This is a genomic window from Dactylosporangium sp. NPDC049140 (assembly GCF_040648435.1).
Genome location: NZ_JBEZDS010000003.1, coordinates 456212 through 482061, shown reverse-complemented (window position 1 = coordinate 482061; position 25850 = coordinate 456212). Strand labels below are relative to the sequence as shown.

General features: G+C 74.2%; 24 protein-coding genes. 12 read left to right on the top strand and 12 right to left on the bottom strand.

Annotation, left to right across the window (positions count from 1 at the left end; all coding sequences use genetic code 11):
• Positions 1 to 4 precede the first annotated feature (4 nt).
• Positions 5 to 646, bottom strand: a complete 642-nt coding sequence (locus AB0B76_RS08500) for a YoaK family protein (RefSeq protein ID WP_360371473.1) — start codon at positions 644 to 646, stop codon at positions 5 to 7.
• Between the two features lie 130 nt (positions 647 to 776).
• Here AB0B76_RS08500 and AB0B76_RS08495 point away from each other — a divergent pair, with 130 nt between their 5' ends.
• Positions 777 to 1328: an ATP-binding protein gene (locus AB0B76_RS08495; RefSeq protein ID WP_360371470.1), complete on the top strand. Its 552-nt coding sequence runs from the start codon at positions 777 to 779 to the stop codon at positions 1326 to 1328.
• On the opposite strand, the gene AB0B76_RS08490 is transcribed toward AB0B76_RS08495, so the two are convergent.
• From AB0B76_RS08490 to AB0B76_RS08460, 7 genes are all read right to left on the bottom strand, one after another.
• Positions 1279 to 2829 (bottom strand): MFS transporter, encoded by a 1551-nt coding sequence (locus tag AB0B76_RS08490; RefSeq protein ID WP_360371467.1) that lies wholly within the window; start codon positions 2827 to 2829, stop codon positions 1279 to 1281. The genes AB0B76_RS08495 and AB0B76_RS08490 overlap by 50 nt on opposite strands.
• A gap of 415 nt (positions 2830 to 3244) precedes the next feature.
• Positions 3245 to 3784, bottom strand: coding sequence for a dihydrofolate reductase family protein (locus AB0B76_RS08485; protein ID WP_360371464.1), 540 nt, complete (start codon positions 3782 to 3784; stop codon positions 3245 to 3247).
• A gap of 670 nt (positions 3785 to 4454) precedes the next feature.
• A complete protein-coding gene (gene ahcY, locus AB0B76_RS08480; protein WP_360371461.1) occupies positions 4455 to 5963 on the bottom strand; it encodes an adenosylhomocysteinase in 1509 nt (502 codons plus the stop codon).
• Positions 5964 to 6105: 142 nt separating this feature from the next.
• A complete protein-coding gene (locus AB0B76_RS08475; RefSeq protein ID WP_360371458.1) occupies positions 6106 to 6891 on the bottom strand; it encodes a hypothetical protein in 786 nt (261 codons plus the stop codon).
• On the bottom strand, positions 6884 to 10951 hold the full coding sequence (locus AB0B76_RS08470) for an SNF2-related protein (RefSeq protein ID WP_360371455.1): 4068 nt from the start codon (positions 10949 to 10951) through the stop codon (positions 6884 to 6886). The genes AB0B76_RS08475 and AB0B76_RS08470 overlap by 8 nt, the downstream gene beginning before the upstream one ends.
• On the bottom strand, positions 10948 to 11259 hold the full coding sequence (locus AB0B76_RS08465; RefSeq protein ID WP_360371452.1) for a hypothetical protein: 312 nt from the start codon (positions 11257 to 11259) through the stop codon (positions 10948 to 10950). Before AB0B76_RS08465 ends, AB0B76_RS08470 begins: the two co-directional genes overlap by 4 nt.
• Before the next feature lie 50 nt (positions 11260 to 11309).
• Complete coding sequence (locus AB0B76_RS08460) at positions 11310 to 12500, bottom strand: hypothetical protein (protein ID WP_360371449.1); 1191 nt, start codon at positions 12498 to 12500, stop codon at positions 11310 to 11312.
• 46 nt (positions 12501 to 12546) lie between these two features.
• Between AB0B76_RS08460 and AB0B76_RS08455 the strand changes: the two genes are divergently transcribed.
• Positions 12547 to 13668: a type III PLP-dependent enzyme gene (locus tag AB0B76_RS08455; protein ID WP_360371446.1), complete on the top strand. Its 1122-nt coding sequence runs from the start codon at positions 12547 to 12549 to the stop codon at positions 13666 to 13668.
• Here the strand turns inward: AB0B76_RS08455 and def are convergent.
• Positions 13631 to 14137: a peptide deformylase gene (gene def, locus AB0B76_RS08450; RefSeq protein WP_360371443.1), complete on the bottom strand. Its 507-nt coding sequence runs from the start codon at positions 14135 to 14137 to the stop codon at positions 13631 to 13633. The two genes, AB0B76_RS08455 and def, sit on opposite strands and share 38 nt — an antisense overlap.
• Positions 14138 to 14223: 86 nt before the next feature.
• Between def and AB0B76_RS08445 the strand changes: the two genes are divergently transcribed.
• Together AB0B76_RS08445 and AB0B76_RS08440 are read left to right on the top strand one after the other, a co-directional pair.
• Positions 14224 to 16014: a substrate-binding and VWA domain-containing protein gene (locus AB0B76_RS08445; protein ID WP_360371440.1), complete on the top strand. Its 1791-nt coding sequence runs from the start codon at positions 14224 to 14226 to the stop codon at positions 16012 to 16014.
• Positions 16015 to 16027: 13 nt separating this feature from the next.
• Complete coding sequence (locus tag AB0B76_RS08440; RefSeq protein WP_360371437.1) at positions 16028 to 16858, top strand: alpha/beta fold hydrolase; 831 nt, start codon at positions 16028 to 16030, stop codon at positions 16856 to 16858.
• Here AB0B76_RS08440 and AB0B76_RS08435 read toward each other — a convergent pair.
• The gene (locus AB0B76_RS08435) at positions 16809 to 18221 is read right to left on the bottom strand and encodes an IucA/IucC family siderophore biosynthesis protein (RefSeq protein WP_360371434.1); all 1413 of its coding nucleotides are present in this window, start codon (positions 18219 to 18221) and stop codon (positions 16809 to 16811) included. The two genes, AB0B76_RS08440 and AB0B76_RS08435, sit on opposite strands and share 50 nt — an antisense overlap.
• 268 nt (positions 18222 to 18489) lie before the next feature.
• Here AB0B76_RS08435 and AB0B76_RS08430 point away from each other — a divergent pair, with 268 nt between their 5' ends.
• The 6 genes from AB0B76_RS08430 to AB0B76_RS08405 all read left to right on the top strand — a co-directional run bounded on the left by AB0B76_RS08430 (position 18490) and on the right by AB0B76_RS08405 (position 23009).
• Positions 18490 to 18843: a nuclear transport factor 2 family protein gene (locus tag AB0B76_RS08430; RefSeq protein ID WP_360371431.1), complete on the top strand. Its 354-nt coding sequence runs from the start codon at positions 18490 to 18492 to the stop codon at positions 18841 to 18843.
• 9 nt (positions 18844 to 18852) lie between these two features.
• The gene (locus AB0B76_RS08425) at positions 18853 to 19848 is read left to right on the top strand and encodes an LD-carboxypeptidase (RefSeq protein ID WP_360371428.1); all 996 of its coding nucleotides are present in this window, start codon (positions 18853 to 18855) and stop codon (positions 19846 to 19848) included.
• 204 nt (positions 19849 to 20052) lie between these two features.
• The gene (locus AB0B76_RS08420) at positions 20053 to 20316 is read left to right on the top strand and encodes a ribbon-helix-helix domain-containing protein (RefSeq protein ID WP_360371425.1); all 264 of its coding nucleotides are present in this window, start codon (positions 20053 to 20055) and stop codon (positions 20314 to 20316) included.
• Positions 20313 to 20714, top strand: a complete 402-nt coding sequence (locus tag AB0B76_RS08415; protein WP_360371422.1) for a hypothetical protein — start codon at positions 20313 to 20315, stop codon at positions 20712 to 20714. The genes AB0B76_RS08420 and AB0B76_RS08415 overlap by 4 nt, the downstream gene beginning before the upstream one ends.
• Positions 20715 to 20821: 107 nt before the next feature.
• Entirely contained in the window at positions 20822 to 21613 is a 792-nt protein-coding gene (locus AB0B76_RS08410) for a hypothetical protein (protein WP_360371419.1), read from the top strand.
• 622 nt (positions 21614 to 22235) lie between these two features.
• On the top strand, positions 22236 to 23009 hold the full coding sequence (locus AB0B76_RS08405) for a lysophospholipid acyltransferase family protein (RefSeq protein WP_360371678.1): 774 nt from the start codon (positions 22236 to 22238) through the stop codon (positions 23007 to 23009).
• A 33-nt stretch (positions 23010 to 23042) separates the two neighbouring features.
• Here the strand turns inward: AB0B76_RS08405 and AB0B76_RS08400 are convergent, their stop codons facing one another.
• Entirely contained in the window at positions 23043 to 23498 is a 456-nt protein-coding gene (locus AB0B76_RS08400) for a hypothetical protein (RefSeq protein WP_360371416.1), read from the bottom strand.
• 115 nt (positions 23499 to 23613) lie between these two features.
• Here AB0B76_RS08400 and AB0B76_RS08395 point away from each other — a divergent pair, with 115 nt between their 5' ends.
• On the top strand, positions 23614 to 24024 hold the full coding sequence (locus tag AB0B76_RS08395) for a YciI family protein (RefSeq protein ID WP_360371414.1): 411 nt from the start codon (positions 23614 to 23616) through the stop codon (positions 24022 to 24024).
• A gap of 6 nt (positions 24025 to 24030) precedes the next feature.
• Positions 24031 to 25173 carry a DUF6596 domain-containing protein gene (locus AB0B76_RS08390; RefSeq protein ID WP_360371411.1) on the top strand — a complete coding sequence of 381 codons (1143 nt, stop codon included), beginning with the start codon at positions 24031 to 24033 and terminating at the stop codon, positions 25171 to 25173.
• On the opposite strand, the gene AB0B76_RS08385 is transcribed toward AB0B76_RS08390, so the two are convergent.
• Positions 25170 to 25721, bottom strand: coding sequence for a LuxR family transcriptional regulator (locus AB0B76_RS08385; protein WP_360371408.1), 552 nt, complete (start codon positions 25719 to 25721; stop codon positions 25170 to 25172). The two genes, AB0B76_RS08390 and AB0B76_RS08385, sit on opposite strands and share 4 nt — an antisense overlap.
• Between the last annotated feature and the right edge of the window lie 129 nt (positions 25722 to 25850).

The window sequence follows — 25850 nt, the reverse complement described above, 5'->3', positions numbered from 1 at the left end:
AACTTTACGGGGTCCAGGCGGGTTCCGGCTGCGGGGTGGTGGAGGCGCGGGGCCGGCGTTTGCGGGGCGGTACGGCGCGCAGGACGACGGCGGCGGCGACGAGCGCGACGGCGGGCAGGGGCCCGAGCCAGGGCGCGCGGTCGAGCAGCAGCGCGGCGGCGGCGGCGCCGGCGGGCATGGCGATGAGGGGTGCCCCGTCGCCGGCGAGGCGGATGCGGCCTTCGGCGACGCGGATGAGGGGTCCGGTGAGGTGGCCGGTGGGGGTGTCGCCGTCGCGCTGGGAGGCGGCCTGCAGGGCGACGGCGATGACGGCGAGGGTGAGCAGGGGTAGTTCGGCGGCGCCGTGGGGGTCGTGGTGGGTGGCGACCCAGCCGCCGGTGAGGGTGCACAGGGCGGCGAGTTCGGCGATGAGGCAGCGGGCGGGCGGGATGTTGCGGGCGGCGGCGACCGTGGTGGCGTAGACGGCGACGGCGAGGGCGGCCCGGCCGGCGGTGCCGGCGAGATGGTGGGGGTCGGTGGCGGCGGTGATGCCGACGAGCAGCAGGTTGCCGGTGACGACGCTGGCGAAGACGCCGCCGAGGTACAGCAGGGCGAGGCCGTCGACGTAGCCTGCGGCGAGGGCGAGGATCCACACGGTTCGGCGCACGGGTTCGGGCTTCCCCGGCGGCGGTGTCCGTCCCTCACCCACCCCGGGTGACTGTGGTTGCCGGTCGGCAAACATAACCCGAGGGGGGTTGCGGGTACCGTGACGGTACGGGCTGGGCTGAGGGGGTTGCGTGTCGATCGCGTTACGGCTGGCGCTGCATCTGCCCCGCGACGCGGCGACGGTGCCGGTGGTGCGGCGGCTGCTGGACCAGGCGCTGCGCACGCTGGGGGTGGAGCCGTCGTGCCGCGACGACATCAGCCTGATCCTGACCGAGGCGTGCGCGAACGTCATCGAGCACGCGTTGCAGATCGACGACTACGAGATCACGATCGACGTGACGAGCGCCCGGTGCATGATCCATGTGATCAACGCGGGTGCGGTGGTGGATCCGTCGCGGCTGTCCCCGTCGGCGGCGGCGCCGGTTCCCGGGGATGCCGACTTCCCGTCGGTGCCGTCGTCGGCGCGCGGCGGTGACGAGGTGGATCTGAGCGTGGACAGCGACGGCCCGCGGGGCGATCTGGTGTTCGACCCGGTCCTGGACGAGCACGGGCGGGGGCTGCACATCATCCGGTCGCTCGCCGATGAGCTGTACCTGACGCCGTCGCTGTCCGGGGGTCTGGTCCTGCAGGCTGTCACGACGCTGCGCTGGACCGCTGAGGCCGATGTGTGGCAGCGCCACTGACGGCCTGTCCGGTTGTCGTGTGTGCGGTTGCGCCGATCCGGCCGGCCACGTCGGCGCTCAGGGCGAGGACGGCCCCGGCGAGGCCGATGAGCAGTGCGGCCTGGGGCGACCACTGCTCGACGGCGGCGCCGGCGGCGGCGGTACCGAGGGCTGTGCCGGCCATCGTCGCGGTGCTCGTCCACATCCGTGCCTCGGTCGCCGTGCCGGGTGGTGCCGCGGTCTCCGTCACCTCGTACGCGACCGCGTTCAGCGGCGCCACCGGCGCGCCCGCGACGGCGAACAGTACGGCCAGCCACCACAGTCCGGCGGGTGCGAACAGTGGCAGGACCGCGGCGCACATCACGGCGGCGAGCAGCGTCGGGCGGAGCCGCAGCGCGACGCTGCCGGCGAGGCTGCCGACGGCGAGGGCCCCGAGGAGCACACCGGCGAAGCCGGGACGCCCGTGCGCGGCGGCGTACCCGGCGGCGGTCACCTGCAACGCCCCGATCGTCACACCGAGTGCGGTTCGGGACACGACGAGTGTGCGAATTGCCGGTGATCGCAATGCCCCGAGCAGGTCACGCCGTGTCGCCCCGGTCGTCACCGTCTGTTGGCCGGTGGCGGGGCCGGGCTGAGGGTGTCCGGTAACCGGACGGACCGGGAACTGGCCGGCGGCGGGGTGGATCGGGACCTGCTGGGGGGCCGTGTGGACCGGGACCGGCCCGGCAGCCGGGTCGGTCGGGGGCTGCCCGGCACCCGGGCCCGTCGGGAGCTGCCTGGTATCCGGATGAACCGAGACCGGCCCGATGGCGGTGTGGACCGGGTCGTGCCTTGTGGCCGGGGCGGTCGGCATCTGCCCAGCAGTCGGGCTCGTCGGGAACTGCCCAGCACCCGGGTGGATCGGGACCGGCGCGGCGGCCGGGCCGGGTGTCGGGCGGTGGCGGGGGTCGGCGGCCCGCGACGGTGGCAGGAGCGCGAAGACGGTTGACGCCGTGGCGGCGATCACGGCGGTCAGGGCCAGGCCCAGCGCCGGGCGGCCGACGGCGGCGACGAGGCCGGCGATCAGGGGGCCGGCGATGAAGCCGAGCTCGAGGAGGGCGCTTTCGAAGCGGTACGAGGCGCGGCGGTCGCGGTCGTTGTCCAGGATCGCCGCCCAGATGCCGCGCATCCAGGCGCCGACCGGCGGGCGGGCGGCGCCGGCGAGCACGGCGAGGGCCGCGGCGGCGGTGAGGGGGATTGCGGGCAGGGCGGCAATGGTCAGCAGGGCGGCGGCGTGGACGGCGGCGGTGCCGAGCAGGACGCGGGTCGCGCCGAGGCAGTCGACGAGCCGGCCGGCGATGGGGGCGCCGGTGGCGGTACCGACGGCGAAACATCCGGCGAGAAGACCCGCGGCGGTGAACGAGCCGCGGGTGGCCTCGGCGAACAGGACCAGGGCCAGGGCGACGGCGCCGCCGGCGAGACGGACGAGGAGGTTCGTGGCGGCCAGGCCCGCCGCGTACGGCCGGCGCAGGATCTTGAACACTCCGGAGTTTCTACGTGGCCGGGGCCGGTCGCGGCCACCGGTTTTGCGCCGCCCTGCCCCGCGCGGGCAGGGCGGGGGCCGCGGCCGCTGCAGTGGTGGCGGCGGGCAACCCGGCGGATCGCCTCCTCGGGCTCGCATCCCCGTTTGAGCGCGGTGAGGGACGAGATCGTCCTCGACGGACGTGACGAACGCGGCGGGGGTGACGGCCCGGGCGGTGCGGCGGCTGCCGGCCCGGCACCGGGTCGCGCTGAGCGCGGCGAGGACGAGATCGTCCTCGGCGGACGCTACCGTCGAGGAACACCTGGATCGGCCCCATCGCCGCACCGGGCCGGCTTGCGGGAGGTGTGGCAAGCGCGGGCCGGCGACGGCACCGCGATGGCCGCGGCATTATCGAATTACGATTACCGGATTGCCGTTAATTGATAATCCGCATCCAGGTGTTGATCGCCTTCGGGGTGTGGCTGACGCTGAGCTGCTCGAGCTGGACCGGCGGGGTGCCGGGGGCGTCGAAGAGGCGGGTGCCGGAGCCGAGCAGGACCGGGGCGATGATCGTCAGGATCTCGTCGAGCTCGCCGAGGGCCAGGCATTGGCGGGCGATGTCGGCGCCGAGGATGTTGACGTAGCGGTCGCCGGCCGCGGCTCTCGCCTCCGTGACCGCTGTGGCCACGTCGGGGACGAAGGTGATGCCGTCGGCGGGTGGGCGGGGGTGGTGGGTGACGACGTACTGGGGGCCGTCCCAGCCGCCGCCGAAGGGTTTCCCGGCGCGGTCGGTGCCGCGGTAGGGGTCGTCGCCGCCGAAGGTGCGGTTGCCGACGAGCAGGGCGCCGATGCGTGGGATGAGGTCGTCGACCAGGGGGTTCGGGGCGATGTGCGGGGTGAGCCAGCTCATGTCGCCGTCCGGGCCGGCGATGAAGCCGTCCAGGGACATGGTCGCGGAGTACAGCGTGGTCGCCATCGGTGCGGGCCGCCTTTCCTCATTCGGGATCGTTGCCCATGTGACGAGGCCGGCGGGGCGGAATCATCGGTGCCGGGAAAGCCGGCAACAGTAAAAGGGTGAGCGCGGGTGTGGCTGCATCAGTGCGGAGTCCTGGCGGTGCGTGGCCCGGCGCGTGGATGGCGTAGAGCCGGGCGCGGGTGGCGGGTGGCCGGTGGCCGGGTATTGCCGGCTACGGCCCCGGCCCCTGCTGTCGGTCGTCGGCGTCGGGCGACGGCCCCACGCCATCGACGGCGACGGCGACGGCGACGGCGACGGCGACGGCCCCACGCCATCGACGTCGACGTCGTGCACATCTACCAGCGCTGGCCGCTCGGGCGGGCTGCATGCGCTAACCCATCCCGGTGGCCCCAGGTGATGCAACCCGGGCCGCCGTGACCTGCCGGCGAGCGGCGGCGGCCCGTAACGCAGCGGGCGAGCCATCGCCCGCCCCGGCCCGCGCCGCCGCGACCGGTCGGCGATGGTGCCGGTCCGGTGATACACGCGGGGCCGCCGCGATCTGCGGCGATCGCGGCGGCCCAGGTGCGGCAGGAGACGCCGCGGGACCGTGCAGGCGCGGCGCGGGGGAACTGGTGGGGATGGTGCCGGGGTTGCGGTACCGCTGCAGGAGCGCAACCCCGGCGGATCACGTTCAGTAGCGGTAATGCTCCGGCTTGTAAGGCCCGGCCACGTCGACGCCGATGTACTCGGCCTGCTCCTTCGTCAGCTCCGTCAGCCGCACCCCCAGGGCGTCCAGGTGCAGGGCGGCGACCTTCTCGTCGAGGTGCTTCGGCAGCCGGTACACCTGCCGGTCGTAGGCGTCCGGCTTCGTGTACAGCTCGATCTGCGCGATCGTCTGGTTCGTGAACGAGTTCGACATGACGAAGCTCGGGTGGCCGGTCGCGTTGCCGAGGTTGAGCAGCCGCCCCTCGGACAGCACGATGATCGAGCGGCCGTCGGCGCGGGCCCACTCGTGGACCTGCGGCTTGATCTCGCGCTTGACGATGCCGGGCAGCTGGGCGAGGCCGGCCATGTCGATCTCGTTGTCGAAGTGCCCGACGTTGCCGACGATCGCGTTGTGCTTGAGCCGGGCCAGCTGGGCGGCGGTGATGATGCCCTTGTTCCCGGTGGCGGTGATGACCACGTCGGCGGTGTCGATGACGTCGTCGAGCTGCACGACGGGCAGGCCGTGCATCGCCGCCTGCAGCGCGCAGATCGGGTCGATCTCGGTGACGACGACGCGGGCGCCCTGCCCGCGCAGGGCCTCGGCGGCGCCCTTGCCGACGTCGCCGTAGCCGCAGACCACGACGAGTTTCCCGGCCAGCATCACGTCCGTGGCCCGGTTGAGGCCGTCGAGGAGGGAGTGGCGGATGCCGTAGGTGTTGTCGAACTTCGACTTCGTCACCGAGTCGTTGACGTTGATCGCGGGGAAGAGCAGCTCGCCGGACTCGGCGAGCTTGTACAGGCGCTTGACGCCGTTGGTGGTCTCCTCGGTGACGCCGCGGACGCCGGCCGCGACCCGGGTGAACCGCTGCGGGTCCCGGGCGAGGCTGGCGGCGAGGGTGTCGAGGATGATGCGGTACTCGGGGTCGTCGGTCTCGGCGGCCGCCGGTACCGTGCCGCGGGTCTCGAACTCGGCGCCCTTGTGGACCAGCAGCGTCGCGTCGCCGCCGTCGTCGACGATCATGTTCGGGCCGGCGGGTTCGCCGTTGTCGCCGGTGAACTGGAACAGCTGGTCGGTGCACCACCAGTACTCGGCGAGCGACTCGCCCTTCCACGCGAAGACCGGCGTGCCGGCAGGGTTGTCGGCGGTACCGGTGGCGCCGACGACGACCGCCGCGGCGGCCTCGTCCTGGGTGGAGAAGATGTTGCACGACACCCACCGGACCTGGGCGCCGAGCGCGACCAGGGTCTCGATCAGCACCGCGGTCTGCACGGTCATGTGCAGGCTGCCGGCGATGCGGGCGCCGCGCAGCGGCTGGGCCGCGGCGTACTCGCGGCGGGTCGCCATCAGGCCCGGCATCTCGTGTTCGGCGAGGCGGATCTGGGTGCGGCCGGCGTCGGCGAGGGACAGGTCGGCGACGGCGAAGTCGAGTCCGCCGCGACGCTGGAGGTACGGGTGCCCGTGCTCGACGAGCTGCTGCAGGGTGTGTTCGGACATACCTGAGGTCACCTCCCGGTGACAGGAGGCGCCCTTTGGGTCAAAGGGAGGTCAGTGGCTGGCCGAGCGTGGCGGACTCAACGGGTCCGTCGCAGCGCCTCTCGGCCCTGACCGCGGCGGTCACCCGCCGTCGTCGTCGACGTTACCGGCCGCGGCGGCGCGGCGGCAACCCCGCCTCGCGGTGGGTGACGGTGTGATAGGCGGCACGCAGCACGTCGGCGACGTCGAACCGGCCGACGGCGAGGGGCAGCGCGTCGAGCTGGTCGAGGATGGCGTCGCCGCGGCGCAGCGCCCCGGGGACCTCCGGTTCGGGCGGGTCGAGGCGGGGGCCGGCTTCCCAGAAGGTACCGCCGCCAAGGTTGTGGCTTGTCGGGGCCGGGTCCGGGCGCTTGGCGCGGGCGATGTGCGCGAGGGCGGAGACCCGGTGCGCGCGCAGCGCCTCCAGCAGCTCGTCGCGGCCGCGGCCCCGCCAGGCGAGGATCGCGAACGGGTTGGCGTCGAACTCCTCGGCCAGGACGTAGCAGGCGGCGGTCAGGTGCCGGCACGGCTTCTGCCAGCCGGGGCAGGAACAGTCCAGGACGATCTCCGACAGCGACTGCGGGAACAGCGACAGGCCGAACCCGGCCAGGATCCGTTCCAGGTTGTCGGGCAGGTGCCCGGCGAGCAGCTTCGCGGCGTGGATCGCCTCACCGGCCAGGGCCCGTTCGATGCGGGCCCAGTCGGCGGCGGTGTACGCCTGCACGCCGATCCGTGCCCGGTACGTCTCGCCGTCCTCGTCGACAACCAGCGCCGTCACAATACTGGTCGAGACGGTCACGGAGCGTACCTGCCCGGCGCGGGCGTAGCGGCGGCCCGCCGAAAATGTCGTACCCATCCGCAACGATTCCAGCATGCCCAGGAACTGCTGCGACCACGTCGTCTCAGGCATCACCGACCGCCTCCGGCGCCAGCGACATCAGCTCGAGCAGGTCGTTCGTGGACAGGCCGGTGAGCCAGCCCTCGCCGGAGCCGACCGCGACCCCGGCCAGGTCCCGCTTGCTCACCATGATCTCCTCCACCCGCTCCTCGATCGTGCCGATGCACACGAACGTGTGGACCTGCACGTCGCGGCGCTGCCCGATGCGGAACGCCCGGTCCGTCGCCTGCGCCTCCGTGGCCGGGTTCCACCACCGGTCGACGTGCACGACGTGGTTCGCCGCGGTCAGGTTCAGGCCGGTGCCGCCCGCCTTCAGCGACACCAGCAGCACCCCCGGGCCCGACCCGGACTGGAACCGTTCGACCATCCGGTCGCGGGCGCCTTTGGGTGTACCGCCATGCAGGAACTCCACGCCCGTCCCCAACTGCTGCGCCAGGTGCGGGGCCAGCAGGTGCCCGAACCGCGCGAACTGGGTGAACACCAGTGCCCGGTCCCCGGCCGCCGTCGCCGCGGCCAGGATCTCCTCCAGGCGGGCGAGCTTGCCCGACCGGCCCGCCAGCGGCGTGCCGTCGCCCATCAGGTGCGCCGGATGGTTGCACACCTGCTTCAGTTTCGTCATCGCCGACAGGACCAGGCCCTTGCGCTGCGGCCCGGCCCGGCCCTCCCGCAGCTTCACGAACAGCTCGTCGACGACCGCCTTGTACAGCGTCGCCTGCTCCAGCGTCAGGTTGCACCACTGGCGGCGTTCGAACTTCTCCGGCAGGTCCGCGATCACCGCCCGGTCCGTCTTCACCCGCCGCAGCAGGAACGGCCGTGTCACCCGCCGCAGCCGCCGGGCCGTGTCCTCGTCGCCCCACCGTTCGATGGGCACCGAGTACCGGGCCCGGAACAGGCTCGCCTCGCCCAGCAGCCCCGGGTTGAGGAAGTCGGCGATCGACCACAGCTCGGTCAGCCGGTTCTCCACCGGCGTGCCGGTCAGCGCGACCCGGTGCCGGGCCGGCAGCCGCCGCACCGCCCGGGCCGTCACCCCCGCCGCGTTCTTCACGTGCTGGGCCTCGTCGAGGACGACCCGGTCCCAGCCGACCGCGGCGAGAGTGTCGACGTCGCGGGTCGCGACCTGGTACGTGGTCAGCACCAGATCGACCCCGTCGACGGCGCCGGTGAGGCGGGCCGCGCCGTGGTGGACGCGGACCGTCAGGTGCGGCGTGAACCGTTCGATCTCCCGCCGCCAGTTGCCCAGCACCGACAGCGGGCACACCACCAGCGTCGGCGGCCGCGGCCCCCGCGCCCGCAGATGCGCCTCCAGGGCCAGGACCTGGACCGTCTTGCCCAGGCCCATGTCGTCGGCGAGGAGCGCCCCGACGCCGACCGCGTCCAGGAACGCCAGCCACGACAGGCCCCGCCGCTGGTACGGGCGCAGCTGCGCGGTCAGGCCCGGCGGCGGGTCCAGCAGCTCCAGACGCTCCGCGGCCCGGCCGGTGAGCAGGTCCGCGAGCCAGCCCTCCCCGTCGACGCCGGTCACCGGCAGCGGCAGGTCCCCGTCCGGGACGAGCCGGGTCAGGCGCATCGCCTCCCCGGCCGTCATCTCGCCGCGGCCGCCGCGGCGCAGGAACGCCAGCCCCGCCCGCAGCCGCTCCCGGTCCAGGTGCACCCACCGGCCCCGCAGCCGTACCAGCGGCACCTTCGCCCGGGCCAGCTCGGCCAGGTCCGCCTCGGACAGGAACTCGTCGCCGATGGCCAGGCCCCACCGGTAGGCGACGATCGCCGCCCGGTTCGTCGTCGTGTCCCGCAGCACCGGCGCCGCCGGCTGGCGGGTCCGGACCGTCAGCGTCAGACCCAGGTCCTGCCGCCGCTGCCACTGCGCCGGCAGCAGCACCCCGAACCCGGCGTCGTGCAGCAGCGTCGCGCACGTCAGGAACCGGTACGCGCCGGGCGTGTCCAGCCGCAGCGACACCGGCCGCGGCACCCACAGCGCCTCGTCGAGGTCCGGCCACAGCCGCCCGGCCCGGCCCAGGTCGGCCAGCAGCACGTCCTGCGGGTAGTCGACCCACTTGAACAACGGCGACGCCCCGTCGTGCCACACGTCCTGCGCCGGAACGAGCAGGCCCGGCTCGGCCGCGGGCTGCAGCAGGAACTCGACCAGCCACGAGCCGCCGTCGGGGTCGGCCCGGCCCGGCCCCGGCGTCTTGCGCCGGTCACCGGCCGGGTCGGGGGCCAGGTCGTCGTCCTCGTCGGCGGCTTCGACGTAGGAGAGGCGGAAACAGGTCCGTACGGGGGCGGGGCGGCCGCTGTCCGCCCACCGCTCGAGGACCTCCCGCAGCCGGGCCACTTCGGGCCCGTCGTCCATCGCCGGCGCGGCCCTCACCACCGCATCCGCATCCGCATCCGCAGCCCGGTCCGGCTCGCTGGCCTCGCCTTCCTCAGCCTGCGCCGCCTCGGTCGTCGCGGTTTGCCCGGCCGGGGCCTGCTCCGCGGGGGACAGCGACGGGACGGGTCCGCGGCGGGTGACGGTCGTGCGGGCAGGGCGTTCCTCGGACGGGTCCGCTTCGGTGACCGGCTCCCGGCGTGGCTGCGTCGTGGCCCTGGCCGGCTCGCCGGTGCGGGGCCGGGAATCGAGGCGGGCCATGGTCTCGTTCGCCGCGGGTTCGGGGCGGGCTGCGGCGTCGCTTGTCGCGGGTTCTGCGGCCGGGGCCGGTTCGCGGCGGGCGGCGGCCTCGGCGATCGCGCGGGCCAGGGCGCGGCCCGACCCCGCCTCGGCTGTCGGGGGCGGGACGGGTTCGCGGCTGACAGCGGACTCGTTGGTGGGGGCCGGCTTGGTCGCGGAACGCGGCGGGATCGGTTCGGGGCGGGCCGCCGACCTCGGTTCGGTTTCTGTGGTCGGGGCCGGCGCGGCGATGCGCGGAGGGGCAACTGGTTCGCGGCGGGCCACGGTGTCGTCTGCCGCGGTTTTCCCGGCTGGGACCGGTTCGCGGCGGGCGGCGGCCTCGGCGATCGCGCGGGCCTGGGCGCGGGCCCTGGCCGCCGTCGCGCCGCCGGGCGCGGCGGGGGTGTGGGCCGGGGCGGCTGTGCGGAGGCGGGCGTCGGGGGTGGTGAGCGCGGCCAGCCAGGCGCGGACGGCGGTGTCGTTGCGGACCTGGCCGTCGCCGAGCAGCGGCTCGCCGGCCAGGCGGGCGCGGACCAGGTGGTCGACGGTCGTGTCGAGGGCCGTACGGGTGGCGTCGGCCGGGGACCAGGCCGGCCGGTCGGCGGGGAGGCGGAGCCGGCGCAGGGACGGGTCGGTGGCGGACGCGGCGACGCCGGGCATGGCGCGGCACAGGGCGTCGGCCGTCGTGGCGTCGGCGCCCCACAGGGCCGGGCGCCACCTCGCCGCCGGGCCGCGGCCGGTTTCGAAGCGCTCGACGCGGTGGCCGGGCTCAGGCTGGCGGCCGGTCTCCGAGCCAGTGTCCGCGCCCGCCTCCGAGCTGTTCCCCGAGCCGGAGTCCGCACCGGTGTCCGGGCTGGGGTCCGAGCCGATGTCCGGGCTGGGGTCCGAGCCGATGTCCGGGCTGGGGTCCGAGCCGATGTCCGGGCTGGGGTCCGAGCCGCGGTCGGGGCCGGGGTGCGGGCCCGGCGACTCGGTGGTCAGGGCCGGTAGGAAGCGGCCTCGGTCGACCAGGTCGGTGGCGAACGTGACCAGGTCGGCGAGGGCGCCGATCGAGCTGCCGGGCGTTGTGTCCGGGGCGGTGCTCAGCAGCAGTTCGGGGTCGGTGGCCGGGGGGAGGACGACGATCGGGACGGTCCAGCGGGTGTGACGGCGGGCGGCCGGGCGGCGGTGGCCGGCCGGGAGGTGCGCGGTGAGCTCCGGGGACGGGACCGGGCGGTGCGGGGTGGAGGGCAGGAGCAGGTCGGCGGTGTCGACGGTGCCGGGCAGCGGCGGGAGGACCGCGAACGGGTGTACGGCCGTGGCGCGCTCCTCGGCCGGGCCGTGTGCTGCTGTCGCGCTGTGCCCGGACGGGTGCAGGGCGGCGTCCGGGGACTCGGCCCAGCAGGCCAGGGTTCCGTCCGGCAGTACCAGGCCGTGCACGACGATCACCGGTCCGACCCTAACGCGTGCCCGGCCGTGCGGTTGTCAGCGGCGCTGTGGGTGACCCGCCGGTGTCGTCGCAACGCGTGCCACCGTGCGGTGGTCCACGTCACGCGTGCCGCCGCGGGATGGTCCACGTCGCCGCTGGACCCGGGCGCTGCCGCCGAGCACGGCCCGGCCGGCGTGGCCGGCGTGGTGCGCTCGCCGCCGGCGGCGGCGAAGCCGTGCTGGGCTTGGGCGGCGTGGCCGTGCTCGGCGGCGGCGCGGAAGGTGGGCTGGGCTTGGGCGCCGTGGTCGTTGTGTCCCGTTTGTCCCATGCGTCGCGGCGTCCCGGGAAGGTCCGAGTCGGCGGTGCCGGCTCGCGGGGTCAGCGCCACTCGGGGTTCGCGCCGGTGTCGACCAGTTTCCAGTCGCCGTTGTCGTACAGGTTGTTGTCGTAGTAGAAGACCGTGTCCGGCAGGAGGTCCTGGGCGGTGAACGCGGCCCGGGCCGTCTCGTGCAAGGCCGCCGGCGGGACCGACCACAGGGACTCGGCGAGCGACGCCACGTAGGACAGGGCGTGATGGCCCATGAAGCTGTCGTACGTCAGGGAGAACACCTCGTCGGCCGCCAGCGGCACGTCGCGCGGGATGACGTTCGCCGGGGGCAGGGCGGCCGGCAGGGACTCGGCCGAACGCAGGGTGCTGTCGACGTAGATGGCGCAGTCGCGGTACAGGATCGCGGTTTCCCGGGTTGCCGGGTCGAACGCGAACAGGGTGTTCTGGCCGTGGGTCTCCAGGGGGCAGCCCGTCGCCCGGGCCGCGGTCGACCACATGCGCACCATCGGCGCCACGATGCGTTCGGCGACGAACGACTGCGGGGGTTCGCCGAACGCCTCGACGAGCTGCTGCAGCAGGGTCGGGTCGGCCGGGGCCAGCAGGTCGGCGCCGTACAGGGCGAACAGCGGCACCGTGAACCGCGGTGCCGGCACCGCCGGGCGGGCGGCGCGGACCAGGAAGCCCCACGCCTGCTCGCCCAGGCCCGGGTCGAACCAGCCGCCGCCGATCTCCGGCAGGACCGGGATGCCCGCGCGGAGCAGTTCGGCGCAGACCCACAGCTGCAGCTCGATGACGGGGCGGCGCAGCCGGCGGGTGAACCGGGACAGGCGCCGCGGGTAGTGCAGCTTCACGAAGTGCGGCTCGACCGGGCGGCCGGCGGCGGCGGTGACGAACACGGTGCGGGCGTTCGCCGACGGGACCACCGTCAGCGTCGGGCCCCGCTGCAGGCCGACGAGGACGTCGCGGGCGGCGAGGTCGGGACTGTCGAGGGTGTTCGGATGCACCGGCAGCAACATTCCGTCACCGTCCGTGTACAGGGAGGGCTGGCCGGAGTAGCCGGCGAGGGACGCCGGGACCCGGAACGTCGGGAGCTCGAACGTCGCCGCGCCCCGCTGCGGGTGGTAGGCGTCGGCGATGTCCAGGTCCGCGGCGTAGGGGCTGTACGTGCGGGTCCCGACACCGAGATACCGTTCCGCGTACTGCCACAACGCGATCGGGTCGCGGGCGTCGATGAGGCGCATCGGCGTGAGCCTACTGCGCGGGCCCGGCGCAGCTGAACGGAGTGCGGTGTCACCCAGCCCACGTGTGATCGAGGCCGCCCTCGCCGGGCCGCTGCCCGCCTACGTCTACGACCTCGCCGTGGTCCGCGGCCGCATCCGGGCGCTGCGTGACGTCCTGCCGGCGGGGACCCTCGTGGCGTACGCCATGAAAGCCAACGGCCACCCCGACGTGCTGCGCGCCGCCGCCGCCGCGGCCGACGCGGTCGAGGTCGCCTCCGCCGGTGAGCTCGACGCCGCCGCCGGCCTCGGCGTGCCGCTGATCCTGAGCGGGCCGGCGAAACCCGACGCCCTGCTGCGGCGGGCCGTCGACGCCGGCGCGGTCATCAACGTGGAGAGCCTCCACGAGCTGCGCCGCATCCCCGGCCGGGCCCGGATCTGCCTGCGGGTCAACCGGACCCACCCGGCCCTGCCCGGAACGCACCGGATGTCCGGTACCGCGACCCAGTTCGGGCTCGCCGAGGACGACATCCCCGCGGCCCTCGAGCTCGGACGCCGCCACGACGTGCAGGGCGTGCACCTGCACGCGGTGTCGAACAACCTCGACGCGGCCGCCCACGCCGCGTACCTGCGCGACTGCCTCGCCTGGGCCGCCGGCCGGGGGATCGGGCCCGTCGTCAACGCCGGCGGCGGGTTCGGCGTCGACGTCACCGGCCGGGAGACCTTCGACCTCGACCGGCTCCGTGATGTTGATCTCCCGGCGGGGCTGACGCTCGTCGTGGAGCCCGGCCGGTTCGTCGCCGCCCCCGCCGGCTGGTACGCGGCCGAGGTCATCGACCTCAAATCCAGCCACGGCACCTGGTTCGCGGTCGTCAAAGGCGGCACCCACCACTTTCGGCTGCCGGCGTCGTGGGGGTACAGCCACCCGTTCACGATCCTGCCGGTCGAGGCGTGGCCGTACCCGTGGCCGCGCCCCGAAGTCCGCGACACCCGCGTGACCGTGGCGGGGGAGCAGTGCAACCCCCGCGACGTCCTCGCCCGCGACGAACCGGTGCCGCGGCTGCGGGCCGGCGACGTGCTGCTGTTCGCCCGGACCGGCGCCTACGGCTGGGAGGTCGCCCACCACGACTTCCTGCGCCTCGACCCGCCCCGGTTCACAACCCTCGACGCGTCGGGGGGAACGCGGCCCTGACCGCCCGCAGCGCCTGCCGCCGCACGTCGCCGGTGAGGGTGTCCATGTACAGGACCCCGTCGAGGTGGTCGCACTCGTGCTGCAACGCCCGCGCCAGGAACCCCGACCCGGTCACCGTGACCGGCTCGCCGCGCTCGTCGAACCCCGCCACCGTCACCTCGAGCGCCCGCGGCGTCGGAAACGCCAGGCCCGGTACCGACAAACACCCCTCATCACCGATCTGACCGCCGGAACTGGCCGCGACCTGCGGGTTCACCAGGTGGCCGCGGCCGGCGCGGGTGCCGTACACGAACACCCGCGCCGCCACCCCCAGCTGCGGCGCCGCCAGCCCCGCCCGGCCCGGCTCCGCGTCGAGGGTGTCGAACAGGTCCCGGACCAGATCCCGCAGCGCCGCATCGAACGCCGTCACCGCCGCGGCGGGGGAGCGCAGCACCGGGTCGCCGAGCATCCGGATGGGTCGCGTCGTCACCTGCGCCAGCGTACGTCCGGGGCGGGGCACACCCCGTCTGACGGGGGCCTACACTATGCCGACTTCCCACCCCCGGAGGCACACCCATGGCCCACCCGGCCGACCGGGCAGATGTGCGGTCACACCGCCGCAGCCCAGCTCAGGACCACTTTCGCGGCACCCCGTGGATCATCGGCGGGCTCGTCGCCGCGCTCGTCGCCGGCGGCGGCTGGTTCGCCTACGGCAAGCTCGCCACGACCACCTGCACCGGTACGGTCACCGCGTCCGTCGTCGCCTCCCCGGCCACCGCGACCCTGCTGGAAGACCTCGCCACCAAGTGGTCCGCGACCGACCCGGCCGTGGCCGGGCAGTGCGTCCACGTCGCCGTGTCCGCCCGCGACACCGCCGTCATGGCCCAGGCCCTGGGCACCGAATGGGACGCGAAGACCGGCACCCCGCCAGACGTGTGGGTACCGGACTCCACCGCCTGGGTCCGCCGCGCCTCCACCGCCGCCATCGCCGAGCGGATGATGCCCGACCTGCAGCCCAGCCTCGCCCGGACCCCGTCCGTGCTCGCCATGCCCAAGCCGATGGCCGAGGCGCTGGGCTGGCCCGACGGCGAACTGTCCTGGCAGGACCTGATCAACAAGGTGGCCGCGGACCCGCAGGGCTGGGCGAAGTACAACCAGGCCGGCTGGGGCCAGTTCAAGCTCGGCATGTCCGACCCGCTGCAGTCCACCGCCGGCCTCCTCGCCCTCATGGCGATCCTCGACGGCAACGACGACGGCGAAGTCACCCCCGAGGAGCAGGCCACCCTCGCCAAGCTCAAGTCCGAACGGGCCGTGTACACCGACACCACCGCCCAGCTCCTCGACGGGCTGTCGAAGGCCGACCGGGCCGGCGCCGACGCCGGCCTGCAGTACGTGTCCGCGTTCCCCGCCCTCGAACAGGACGTCCTCACCTACAACAAGGCCAACCCGCACACCCCGCTCGTGGCCGTGTACCCGTCCAACGGCAGCGCCGACGCCGACAACCCGTACCTGATCCTCGAAGCGCCGTGGGCGTCGAAGGACAAACAGGACGCCGCCAAGGCGTTCCTCACCTACGCCCGCGGGCCCGAAGGCCGCAAGGTGTTCCTCGACGCCGGGTTCCGCGACCCGAACCGCGTCGGCGGCGCCGCCCTGTCCGGGTCCACGTTCGCCGCCCGGATCAAGACCGTGCCCCGGGCCGTGCTGCTGCCCGAGTCGGTGAAACAGTCGATGGACACCTGGACCGCCCTGACCCGCCCCACCAACGTCCTGCTCGTCCTGGACGTGTCCGGGTCGATGAACGAACAGGTCCCCGGCACCGGCAAGACCCGCATGCAGCTGGCCAAGGACGCCGCCCACGGCGCCGTCGCGCTCTTCGACGGCAACGTCGACGCCGGGCTGTGGGTGTTCTCCACGAAACAGAACGGCACCACCGACTACAAGCAGCTCGTGCCGATCGGGCGGGTCGGGGACAGCGTCGGCGGGAAACCCCGCCGCGACCAGATGACCACGTCGATCGACAAGCTCGCCGCGACCGGCGACACCGGCCTGTACGACACCGCGGCCGCCGCCCAGCAGGCCGTCGCCGACGCCTACCGGCCCGGCGCCACGAACCTCGTCGTGCTCATGACCGACGGCAAGAACGACGACAGCACCGGCGGGCTCAACCTCGACCAGCTGCGGGCGAAGCTGCAGGCCAACGCCGGCAGCGACAAGAAGGTCCCGATCGTCACCGTCGGCTACGGCAACGACGCCGACTTCGCGTCCCTGCAGGAGATCTCCCGCGTCTCCGGCGGCACCCTGTACACGTCCAAGACCGCGTTCGACATCAACGAGGTCCTCCTGACGGCGATCTTCGGGAAGGTCTAATACCCTCGGGATCATGATCGCCAAGGAGACCTTCGGAGCCGGCGACGCCCCACCGGTCGTGCTGATCGGCGGGGCGGCGTCATCGATGGACTGGTGGCACCCCGACTTCTGCACCCGCCTCGCCGGCGCCGCCGGCCGGCCCGTCATCCGGTACGACCACCGCGACACCGGCCGGTCACCCGCCTCGAAACCGGGGGAGCCGGACTACACCGCCGCCGACCTCGCCGACGACGTCCTCACCCTCGACGGCGGGCCGCTGCACCTCGCCGGCGTGTCCATGGGCGGCGCCATCGCCCAGCGGATCGCCATCGAACACCCCGACCGGGTCCTGTCCCTGGCCCTCATCGCCACCACGTTCGCGGCCGGCGCCCCGTTCGGGCTGCCCGGCCCGCTACCGCGGATCCGTGACGCGTTCGGCCTGCCGGCCCCCGACTGGTACGACCGCGACGCCGCCGCCGCGCGCATCGCCGAGGACGCCGCCCGGTTCGCCGGCACCGTCCCCGCCGACCCCGAAACGGTCCGGGACCTGGCCCGGCACATCTTCGACCGGACCACCGACATGGCCGCCGCCCAGACCAACCACTGGATCCTCGCCGACGGCCGGCCCCTCGACGGCACCTCCGCCTACATCCGCTGCCCGACCGTCGTCCTGCACGGCAGCCACGACCCGCTGTTCCCGCCCGAACACGGCCGGGCCCTCGCCGCCGCGATCCCCGGCGCCCGCTACGCCGAACTGCCCGGCATGGGCCACGAGGTCCCGCCCCCGCCGCTGTGGGACCAGGTCATCGGCGAGATCAGTGGTATCGCCGCAGCGGGTTCGGCACCGCGCACCACACGTCCGTGAGCGGGTCCGCGGCCAGCCGCATCGCCGTCGTCGCCTTCACCGGCCAGTCCTCGATCAGGAACGCGGCCCGGTCCGCGGCCGCGACACACCGGCCGGTCACCGCGGCGACGTGCGCCCACAGCCCGTCGTCGCCGAGCGCCGCGACACAACTGCCCAGCACCGTCGCGAACGCCGACGCGAGGACCTTCGTGCGCAACGCCCCCTCGTCGGTGGTCGGCAGCGCCCCGATGAGCGGCGGCATCGCGTGCCCGGCCCGGGCGAGGCGGCCCGGGTGCACATGGACACCGCCCAGGTCGCGGTAGTACACCCGCACCGGAACACCGCCGTCGACCTCGACGAGGGTGTTCTGCCCGTGCGCCTCCAGGCCGACCCCCGAAGCCAGCAGTTCCAGCAGCGGCGGCAGCAGTACCTCGGTCAAGGCGCCGAAGAACGCCGGCGTCAGCAGGTCCGGGCGGTGGGGGAGCAGCGCCAGCGGCAGCACGTCGGCCCCGGCCGGCGGCGGCTCCCGCCACACGGCGCCGAGGGCCCGCTGCGGCCGCCCCGACCCGTCCAGGACCGTCCCCGCCGACACCTCCCGCAGTACCGTCAGCCCCGCCCCGAGCCCCGCGACAAGGTCCGACGCGAGGGGGCCGTTGTGGACCGCCGCCGCCGACAGGGTCCGCACCGCCGACGTCATCTGCACCTCCACCGCCGTCTTCACATGCCACCCGGCCCACTCGCCGCCGACGACCTCGAGCGTCCGCAACGACATCAGCGGCCGCGCCGGCACGTCCACACCGGTGTCGGTGACGAGGCCGGTCGCCAGGGCCCGGGGCAGCTGCCACGGATGCACCGGGAACCGGGCCGGCACCGGCGCCCCCGCGGTCCGCCACCGGCCCGGGTCGGCCTGCACCACCCGCAGGAACACGTCCGGATGATGCTCCGGCGCGTACGCGAGCACGTCGGCGGTCGACATGCCGATCCGGGTCCGGCAGCACGGATGCAGCGGATGGCCGTCCACGATGGACTGCTCGGCGCCGGCGAGGCCGCCGAACGGGCTCGGCGGCGCCGTCAGCGCCAGCGCCAGGTTCGCGACGCTGTTGTCCAGTTCCCGCCGGAACCCCGCCGCCAGCCCCAGCGCCGCCGCGAGGGTCCCCGGGTCGTCGAACGCGCGGCCGTCGGCGACCAGGCGGGGCAGCGGCGGGCCGAACAGCGGCGGGGGAGCACCCTGCAGCCGCCGCGGATCGACGACCTGTTCACGCCACAACGCGCCGGCGAGCCGGGTCAGGATCGAAGCCCGGGCCGACGGTACCGCGGCCAGGAACGCGGCGGCGCGGGCCGCGGGCAGCGCCGCAGCCGTCGCGGCGACGTCGGGTGCATCCACCGGCCGATTCTAGTGAGGCCGCCGCGACGCCTGGGATCCACGTCATCCGTTCGAGCCCGCGGCCCCGCCTCCGACGACGGTCATCACGTCGACGTCACCGTCTGATCCCGGTCCCGCCGTGCCGGGGGATGCGCCGGCACGCCGACGGCCGGCGCATCCCTGACACCAGTCTGCGCCCGGACCGGCCCGGTTACGGTCCCGTTTCGGGGTGTAAACATCAGCCTGCGGGGCGTTGACCCGCCACCGTACGAGCCCGTGTGATGGACGCATGGGCGAAGCGCCGGCGCTGATAGCCACTCTGCTCACCGTCATCGACCGCCGCGACTGGGCCGGGCTGTCCGGTCTCGTCACCGACGACGTCGTGTACCACCGTCCCGGCTGCCCGCCGATCGAGGGCGCCGACGCGTTCGTCGGTTTCTACCGGCGGCGGTGCATCGTGTCGGCCGGGCGGCATCAGGTGGACCGGTGCGTGTCCGCGGACGGGCAGGGCTTCTGCTGGGGCCGTTTCGACGGGATGTCGCACGCCGGGGTGCCGCTGAACGAGATCTTCGCGGACTGGTACGAAATCCGTGCCGGGCGCATCGCGCGCCGCCGCACGTTCTTCTACCGCCCCGCCATCTAGATTGACATAATGTCCATTATCGAACATCTACTGCGGCCGCAGGCCCTGATCCCCGGCGACCTCGTCGTCATCGCGTCGCTGTCCGGGCCGCTGCACGAACGGTACCAGCCCGACCTCCACGCGGCCGTGGCCGTGCTGGAGCGGATGGGATTCCGCGTGCGCCTCGCGCCGCTGCTGCAGGCCGGACGGCACCACTGGTGGAGCGCGGCCCGCCCGGCGGAGATCGCCGGCGAGCTCAACGGCCTCCTGCGCGATCCCGAGGTACGCGCGATCGTCGCCCACGACGGCGGCCAGACGGCGATCGGGTACCTGGATCTGATCGACGTCGCCGCGATCACCGCCGACCCGAAACCGATCCTCGGCTACAGCGACATCTCCCTGCTGCACCTGGTGCTGTACGCGCGCACCGGCCTGGTCGGGTTCCACGCCGACCTGGCCACGCCCGGCCTCGGCGGCGCGTGGCAGCGGGCGTCCCCGCAGCGCCGGGCGGAGCTGGAACGGCTGTACACGGCGCTGCTGACCGGCACGGAACCGATCGGGGCGCTGCCGGCCGGCCCGGCGTGGGAGTGCTGGCGTCCGGGCCGGGCCGAGGGCCCCCTGATCGGCGGGGTGCTGAACCGCATCATGCGGGCGCAGGCGACCCGGTACGCGCTGCCGCTGGAGCGTTTCGACGGCGCAGTGCTGTTCTGGGAGGAGATGGGCGGGTACGCGTCGTGGGTGTGGAGCGACCTGCAGGTGCTGCGCCACGCCGGCATCCTGGACCGGATCGCCGGCATGGTGGTGGGGCTGCCGCACGCGATCGACGGCCTCGATAATCCGACGCTGCCGGAGATCGTCCTCGACGTGCTGGGCGACCGGGACATTCCGGTCGTGGGCAACGTCGAGTTCGGTCATGCGGGGCCGAACCTGCCGATGCCGGTCGGGGTGCGGGTGGCGCTGGATGCTGCTGCTTCGCTGACTCGTTTGTCACTCCTGGAGCCCGCGGTGCGGTTGGCTGATGCTTGATATGTCGGGCGCTGGCGCGCCGCGACATATCCGCATTTTTCGCCCGTCGGGGTATTCGCTGGGGTTCCCGGCGGCGTGGGCTTGGTCACGGACGGTTGCAGTTCTCCGGACGTTGGGACCCGAGCGGCGCAGGTCGGCCGGAATGGCGCCCGATCGGGTGACGGCACGCTAGGTGAGCACGTATGCGGGCGATACCCTGTGCGTATGCGTGAAGTGCGCAAGGAGCGGGTGACGGTGACCATGCCCGCCGATGACGCCGCGGCAGTGCGGCGGTTCGTGGACGCCGGCGGTGCGGAGTCCGTGTCGGCGTATGTCGCGGAGGCGGTGCGATCCCGGCTGGCCCGGGACCGTGCGCTGCTGACGCTCAACGACCTGTACGCGCAGCGGGGCGTGCGGCTCGACCCGGAGCACCACGCGTGGGCGCGTGAGGTGCTGGGGGTGGCGCCGGCGAACGGGCCGGTGTCGTGACCGCGGTCGGAGGGCGGATCCTGGACAGTTCGGCGATCCTGGGGTTCGTGGCGGGCAAGCCGTACAGTTCGGCGATCGTGTGGCACGCCGTGGACCAGGGTGTGGTCCTGGCGGTGCCGGCGGCCGCCCTCGCCGAGGCGTGGGCGCAGACGTCGCCGAAGGACTACGACGTGCTCAAGGTGCTGCTGAGCCTGCCGGTGGTGGTCGTCGACGACCTGACCGCGGCGGACGCGGTCGACTCGGCGACGCTGTTCGCCGGTGACGGCGGACCGGCGACGGTCGCGGCGGCGCACGTGGTACGCCGGGCGCAGGCCCGGCCGGGCTGGGCGATCGTCACCGACCGGGCCGACGTGTTGCGGAACCTGGATCCGCAGGCGGAGATCGACGAACTCCCCTGACGGCACGTTCCCGTTCTGTCATACGGTGTGTCGCGTTCGGAAAATGTCATAGGTGGCTGGTATGACTGTTCCGACACATGTTCGATTGACGGGTTGGGGAGGGTGCGATGGTTGCCGCGCGGACCGCGGCCAAGGGCTTGTCGACGGTGGATCTGGAGCAGATCCGGGACACCCTCGCGGCCGGCCGGAAACCGAAAGTCGTGTTCACCGAGCAGGCCGGGCAGATCGCCGGGCAGCTGGGGCAGATCGTCGCGTTGACGGACCCGGAGCTGTCCGACGAATGGGTCGTGGTCCGTTTCGGCCGCGACGAGCTGCCCTTCTCCCCCGCCGACCTGGCCATGGCGCCGAAGACGGTGCCGGCCAAACGTGCGCCAGCCGTTCCCGCACCTCGTGAGGAGAGCCCCGTGCCAGCCCCTTCCGTTGCCGACTCCCCCGCCGCCGTGAGCGACGCCGCCCCGGCGCCGGACTCCCCCGGCTCCCCCGCCGCCGAGGCGTCCCCGGCCGCGGACCCCGTCCCGGCCGCCCCGGCGCCGACCGGCTCGGGCGGTGATTCGTCCGATTCGTCGGCCGGGTCGAAGAACACCCCGGGCAAGCCGGCCGCGAAGAAGGCGGTCCCGAAGGCGAAGGCGCCGGCGGGCCTGACGGTCACCCTGGCCTACGCCGAGGGCGAGTGGACGGTGGCGGCGAACCAGGGCGCGAAGGCCCTCGCCAAGCCCTACGTCATCAAGGCCGGCGAGGCGTTGAAGATGGTCGCGATGCTGGACGTGCCGGGCGTGCACGAGGCGGTCGAGGAGATCGTCTCCGCGGCGCGGGCCGAGGCGGAGACCCAGGCGGAGCGGCTGCGGGCGGAGCTGGCCGAGATCGAGGCGCGGCTGGCCGAGCTGCGCGAGGCGGAGTAACCGGGCGTCGCGTTCCGGGCCGTCCGGTTCCATCGGGCGGCCCGGGGAGCGCCCGTCGTCTCGGGCCGGGTTCCGTTGATGCCGCACGGCTGGGTCGTGCGGGCGGAACTGAACATGAGCCGACGGGATGGTGTTGTCGGCGGGGCCCGGCGCTACCGTGTCCGGGACACGCACCTGCGGCCAGAACGGACATGAGCACGTGAGCGACGGGGAGCCAGCCGGGCGTACGGCCGAGGACAGCACCATGGCGACGGCCCGGACCGTAGCGCCGGCGCAGCTGCGTCCGTCCGTCGATGCCGCGGTCGGGAGCGCGTCGGTGGGTGGCGTCGTGGCGGGGCAGGCTCCGGTCGCCGGCGCCGATGGAGCCGCGGCCGGTGCGGTGGCGGGCGACGGGTTGACGCTGGACGATGATGCCGGCATGGCGGTGGCGGGCGGCGGCTCGGCATCCGGACTGGACGTCGTCGGAACCCAGGCCTTCGAACAGGACACTGTCGGACGTGCGGCGTCCGGACTGGACGTCGTCGGAACCCAGGCCTTCGAACAGGACACTGTCGGACGTGCGGCGTCCGCACCCGGCTCGGCCGCCCCGCCCGGTGCGGTGACCGCCGAGCCGGTCGGTTCCGTGGCGCGGTGGCGGGCGCCGCGTATCTGGCTCGTGTTGCTCGGGGTCGCCCGGGCTGTCGTGTTTCCGGTGGCTCGGCTGCGGGTCAGTGGTGGGCTGCCGCCGCAGTTGCGGGACGGGCCCGTCATTCTCGCCGTCAATCACATCGGGCCGTTCGATCCCGTTGCCGTGACGGCCGCGTGCCGGGTCGCCGGGCTGGCGCCGCGGCTCATGGCGACCGGGGGGCTGTTCCGGGCGCCGGTCGTCGGGTCCGTGATGCGGGCCAGCGGGCATATCCGGATCAACCGGCGGCAGGCGAACGTGGCCGCCGCCGTCGACGATGTCACGCGGGCCCTTGCGGCCGGGTCGCATGTGCTCGGGTACCCCGAGGGGCGGATCACGCTCGATCCCGGGATGTGGCCGGAGCGTGGCAAGACGGGGCTTGCCCGGATCGCGCTCGGTACCGGGGCGCCGGTCGTCGCCGTCGCGCAGTGGGGGGCGCACGAGGTGGCCGCGTGGGGCGGGGTCGGGCCGACGGTGCGGGCCCTGGCGCGGGCGTTGTTCCGGCGGCCGGTGGTGCGGGTGCACTTCGGGGCGGTGGTGGATCTGTCGGGGATCGATCCGGCGGTACCGGGGGCCGCGCAACGCGCCACCGACCGGATCATCGACGCGATCACCGCCGAGCTGCGGCCGTTGCGTGCCGATGAGCCGCGGCTGCCCCGCTACATCGACCCGGTCCGGCCGTTGACGCTGCAGCGCCGCCACCGGGCCGCCGGCGGCCGCTCCCCCGGCTGACGAACGGGTGCGGGTCGGCGCGCCGCGACGGGGTCAGCGGGGCGCCCGCACCCGGGGGTCGTGCATGGCCCGGGCGATCGCGGCCAGCAGGCCGCTGTCGCACAGGCCAGGCGCGCCGATCAGGAACTCCTCCCGGTCGTACCACTCGACCAGGTCCACCCCGGGCTGCGCGGCGATCGACCGGTCCAGGGGCAGTTCGGCGTCGTCGGCGTAGCAGCCGTAGATCTCGTCGGCCGCCCCCATTTGCCAGTGGATCGGGCCGAGGCGCGACTCGTGCCCGTGCTCGTCGAACACGGGCACGAACCGTTCCTTCGGGTCGATCGGCCGGACCCCGAGGGACCCCGTGGCCAGGAGGTCCTCGAAGGTGGGGTCCTCGTCCCAGTCCTCGCTGGGGATGACCAGGGCCTGGACGTCCTCGAGGTGTTCGCGGCAGGCGCAGTCGGGGCGTTGCGGCCGCTGCCAGTCGTCGTCCGGGGCGGGAAACGTCATGCGGCGATCCTAGAGCCAGAGAACTAGAGCCAGAGAACCCGGACGAGAATGTCGAGAACCGGGCGCCGGCTGCGTCCCCGGGGGCACGCGACGGCTGACGAAGGGGGAACTGACCGTGAAGTACCTGCTGCTCAAGCATTATCGGGGCGGTCCGGCGCCGGTCGGGGGCGCCGAGCCGATGGACGAGTGGACGCCCGCGGAGGTCGACGCGCACGCGCAGTTCATGCGTGACTTCGCGGACCGGCTGCAGGAGTCCGGGGAGTTCGTCGACACGCAGGCGCTGGCGGCGGGGGGTGCTTTCGTGCGGTACGACGGCGAAGGGAAACCGCCGGTGACGGACGGGCCGTTCGCGGAGACGAAGGACCTGATCGCCGGGTGGATGATGATCGACGTGGAGTCGTGGGAGCGGGCTCTGCAGCTGGCGGCGGAGCTGTCGTCGGCGCCGGGGGCGGGCGGGAAGCCGTTGTACGAGTGGCTCGAGGTGCGGCCGTTGCTGGCCGGGCACGTCGAGTGTGTTGCGGACTGAACCGGGGTGTGGGAGCGGGAGGGGCTGCTGCGGGAGCTGGTGCCGGCGGTGATCGGCGTGCTCGTGCGGCGCGGCGCCGACTTCGCCGATGCCGAGGACGCGGTGCAGGAGGCGCTGGTCCGGGCGTTGGGGACGTGGCCGGACGACCCGCCGCGGGACCCGAAGGGGTGGCTGGTGACGGTGGCGTGGCACCGGTTCCTCGACGCGGCGCGGGCCGAGGCGTCCCGCAGCCGGCGGGAGGCGGCGGTGGATGCGGAGCCGGCGGCCGGGCCGGTGCCGGGCACCGATGACACGCTGCGGCTGTACTTCCTGTGTGCGCACCCGTCGCTGCCGGCGGCCTCGGCGGTGGCGCTGACGCTGCGGGCGGTCGGCGGGTTGACGACGCGGCAGATCGCGGCGGCGTACCTGGTGCCGGAGGCGACGATGGCGCAGCGGATCAGCCGGGCCAAGCGGCGGCTGGCCGGGCTGGCGCTGGACCGGCCCGGGGACCCGGCGACGGTGTTGCGGGTGTTGTACCTGGTGTTCAACGAGGGGTACGGCGGGGACGTCGACCTGGCCGCGGAGGCGATCCGGCTGACCCGGCAGCTCGCGGCGCTGACGGACGAGCCGGAGGTGGCGGGGCTGCTGGCGCTGATGCTGCTGCACCACGCCCGGCGGGCCTCGCGCACGGGTCCGGGCGGGCGGCTGGTGCCGCTGGCGGAGCAGGACCGGTCGCGGTGGGACACGGCGCTGATCGGTGAGGGGGTGGCGGTGCTGCAGCGGGCGCTGGCCCGGGACCGGCTCGGGGAGTATCAGGCGCAGGCGGCGATCGCGGCGCTGCACGCGGACGCGCCGAGCGCGGCGGAGACGGACTGGGTGCAGATCGTGGAGTGGTACGACGAGCTGCTGGCGTTGCACGACAGTCCGGTGGTGCGGCTGAACCGGGCGGTGGCGGTCGGGGCGGCGGACGGGGCCCAGGCCGGGCTCAAGGCCCTCGACGGGGTCGACCCGCAGGTGCCGCGGTACACGGCGGTGCTGGCGTTTCTGCACGAGCGGGCCGGGGACCGGGATCGGGCCGCGCAGCTGTACGCGGCGGCGGCCCGGGCGGCGGTCAGTGTGCCGGAGCGGGACCATCTGACCCGTGAGGCGGCGCGGATGCGGGCCGGTTAGGCGCCTTCGCGGCGCATCCGCAGGTACGCCAGGACGGCCTCGCGGGTGGTGCGTACGCCGAGGACCTCGCGGGCCTCGGCGATGCGCCGGTTCGCGGTGCGCAGCGACAGGAACTCCGCCGCGGCGGCGGCGGCGATCGTCTCGCCGCCGGCGAGGCGTTCCAGCAGGGCCCGCTGTTCGGGGGCGAGGACGGGTCCGCCGCCGTCGTCGGCGGGGTCGGGGCCGAGCTCGGCGTCGGGGTCGGTGGTGACGGGGCCGATCCGGCCGAGGTCGGCGAGCAGGGCGCGGCCGATCTCGGCGGCGGTGTCGCTGATCGCGACGATCCCGGCGCCGCGGGCGGCGGCGAGGAGGGCGAGCTCGGCGGTGTCGTCGTCGGTGACCCGGCCGAACAGGGCGAGGCGGGCGTCGGAGACGTCCCACGCCTGGTCGGTCAGGGCGAAGCCTTCGCGGGTGGTCCAGCCGGCCCGGGCGAGGCGGCGCAGCACGGCGGTGGCGTCGGCGCCGGAAGCGACGACGTACCGGGGGGCGAGCGCCGGATCCCCGGCCATCAGCGGCCCGCGCCGGAAGCCGTGGACAAACCCGCCGAAGCGGCCACGGACCGGCCCGCAACGGAAGCCGTGCGCCGGCCCGCAGGGAAAGCCATGCGCCCACCATGCGATGAAGGGGCACTCCCGCAC

Bases quoted from the DNA above. Each gene is read 5' to 3' on its own strand.
- AB0B76_RS08410 (WP_360371419.1), top strand. From the start codon at position 20,822: ATGGTTGCCGCGCGGACCGCGGCCAAGGGCTTGTCGACGGTGGATCTG.
- AB0B76_RS08430 (WP_360371431.1), top strand. From the start codon at position 18,490: ATGGGCGAAGCGCCGGCGCTGATAGCCACTCTGCTCACCGTCATCGAC.
- AB0B76_RS08420 (WP_360371425.1), top strand. From the start codon at position 20,053: ATGCGTGAAGTGCGCAAGGAGCGGGTGACGGTGACCATGCCCGCCGAT.
- AB0B76_RS08385 (WP_360371408.1), bottom strand. From the start codon at position 25,721: ATGGCCGGGGATCCGGCGCTCGCCCCCCGGTACGTCGTCGCTTCCGGC.
- AB0B76_RS08460 (WP_360371449.1), bottom strand. From the start codon at position 12,500: ATGCGCCTCATCGACGCCCGCGACCCGATCGCGTTGTGGCAGTACGCG.
- AB0B76_RS08465 (WP_360371452.1), bottom strand. From the start codon at position 11,259: ATGGGACAAACGGGACACAACGACCACGGCGCCCAAGCCCAGCCCACC.
- ahcY (WP_360371461.1), bottom strand. From the start codon at position 5,963: ATGTCCGAACACACCCTGCAGCAGCTCGTCGAGCACGGGCACCCGTAC.
- AB0B76_RS08400 (WP_360371416.1), bottom strand. From the start codon at position 23,498: ATGACGTTTCCCGCCCCGGACGACGACTGGCAGCGGCCGCAACGCCCC.
- AB0B76_RS08440 (WP_360371437.1), top strand. From the start codon at position 16,028: ATGATCGCCAAGGAGACCTTCGGAGCCGGCGACGCCCCACCGGTCGTG.
- AB0B76_RS08425 (WP_360371428.1), top strand. From the start codon at position 18,853: ATGTCCATTATCGAACATCTACTGCGGCCGCAGGCCCTGATCCCCGGC.
- AB0B76_RS08475 (WP_360371458.1), bottom strand. From the start codon at position 6,891: ATGCCTGAGACGACGTGGTCGCAGCAGTTCCTGGGCATGCTGGAATCG.
- AB0B76_RS08485 (WP_360371464.1), bottom strand. From the start codon at position 3,784: ATGGCGACCACGCTGTACTCCGCGACCATGTCCCTGGACGGCTTCATC.
- AB0B76_RS08445 (WP_360371440.1), top strand. From the start codon at position 14,224: ATGGCCCACCCGGCCGACCGGGCAGATGTGCGGTCACACCGCCGCAGC.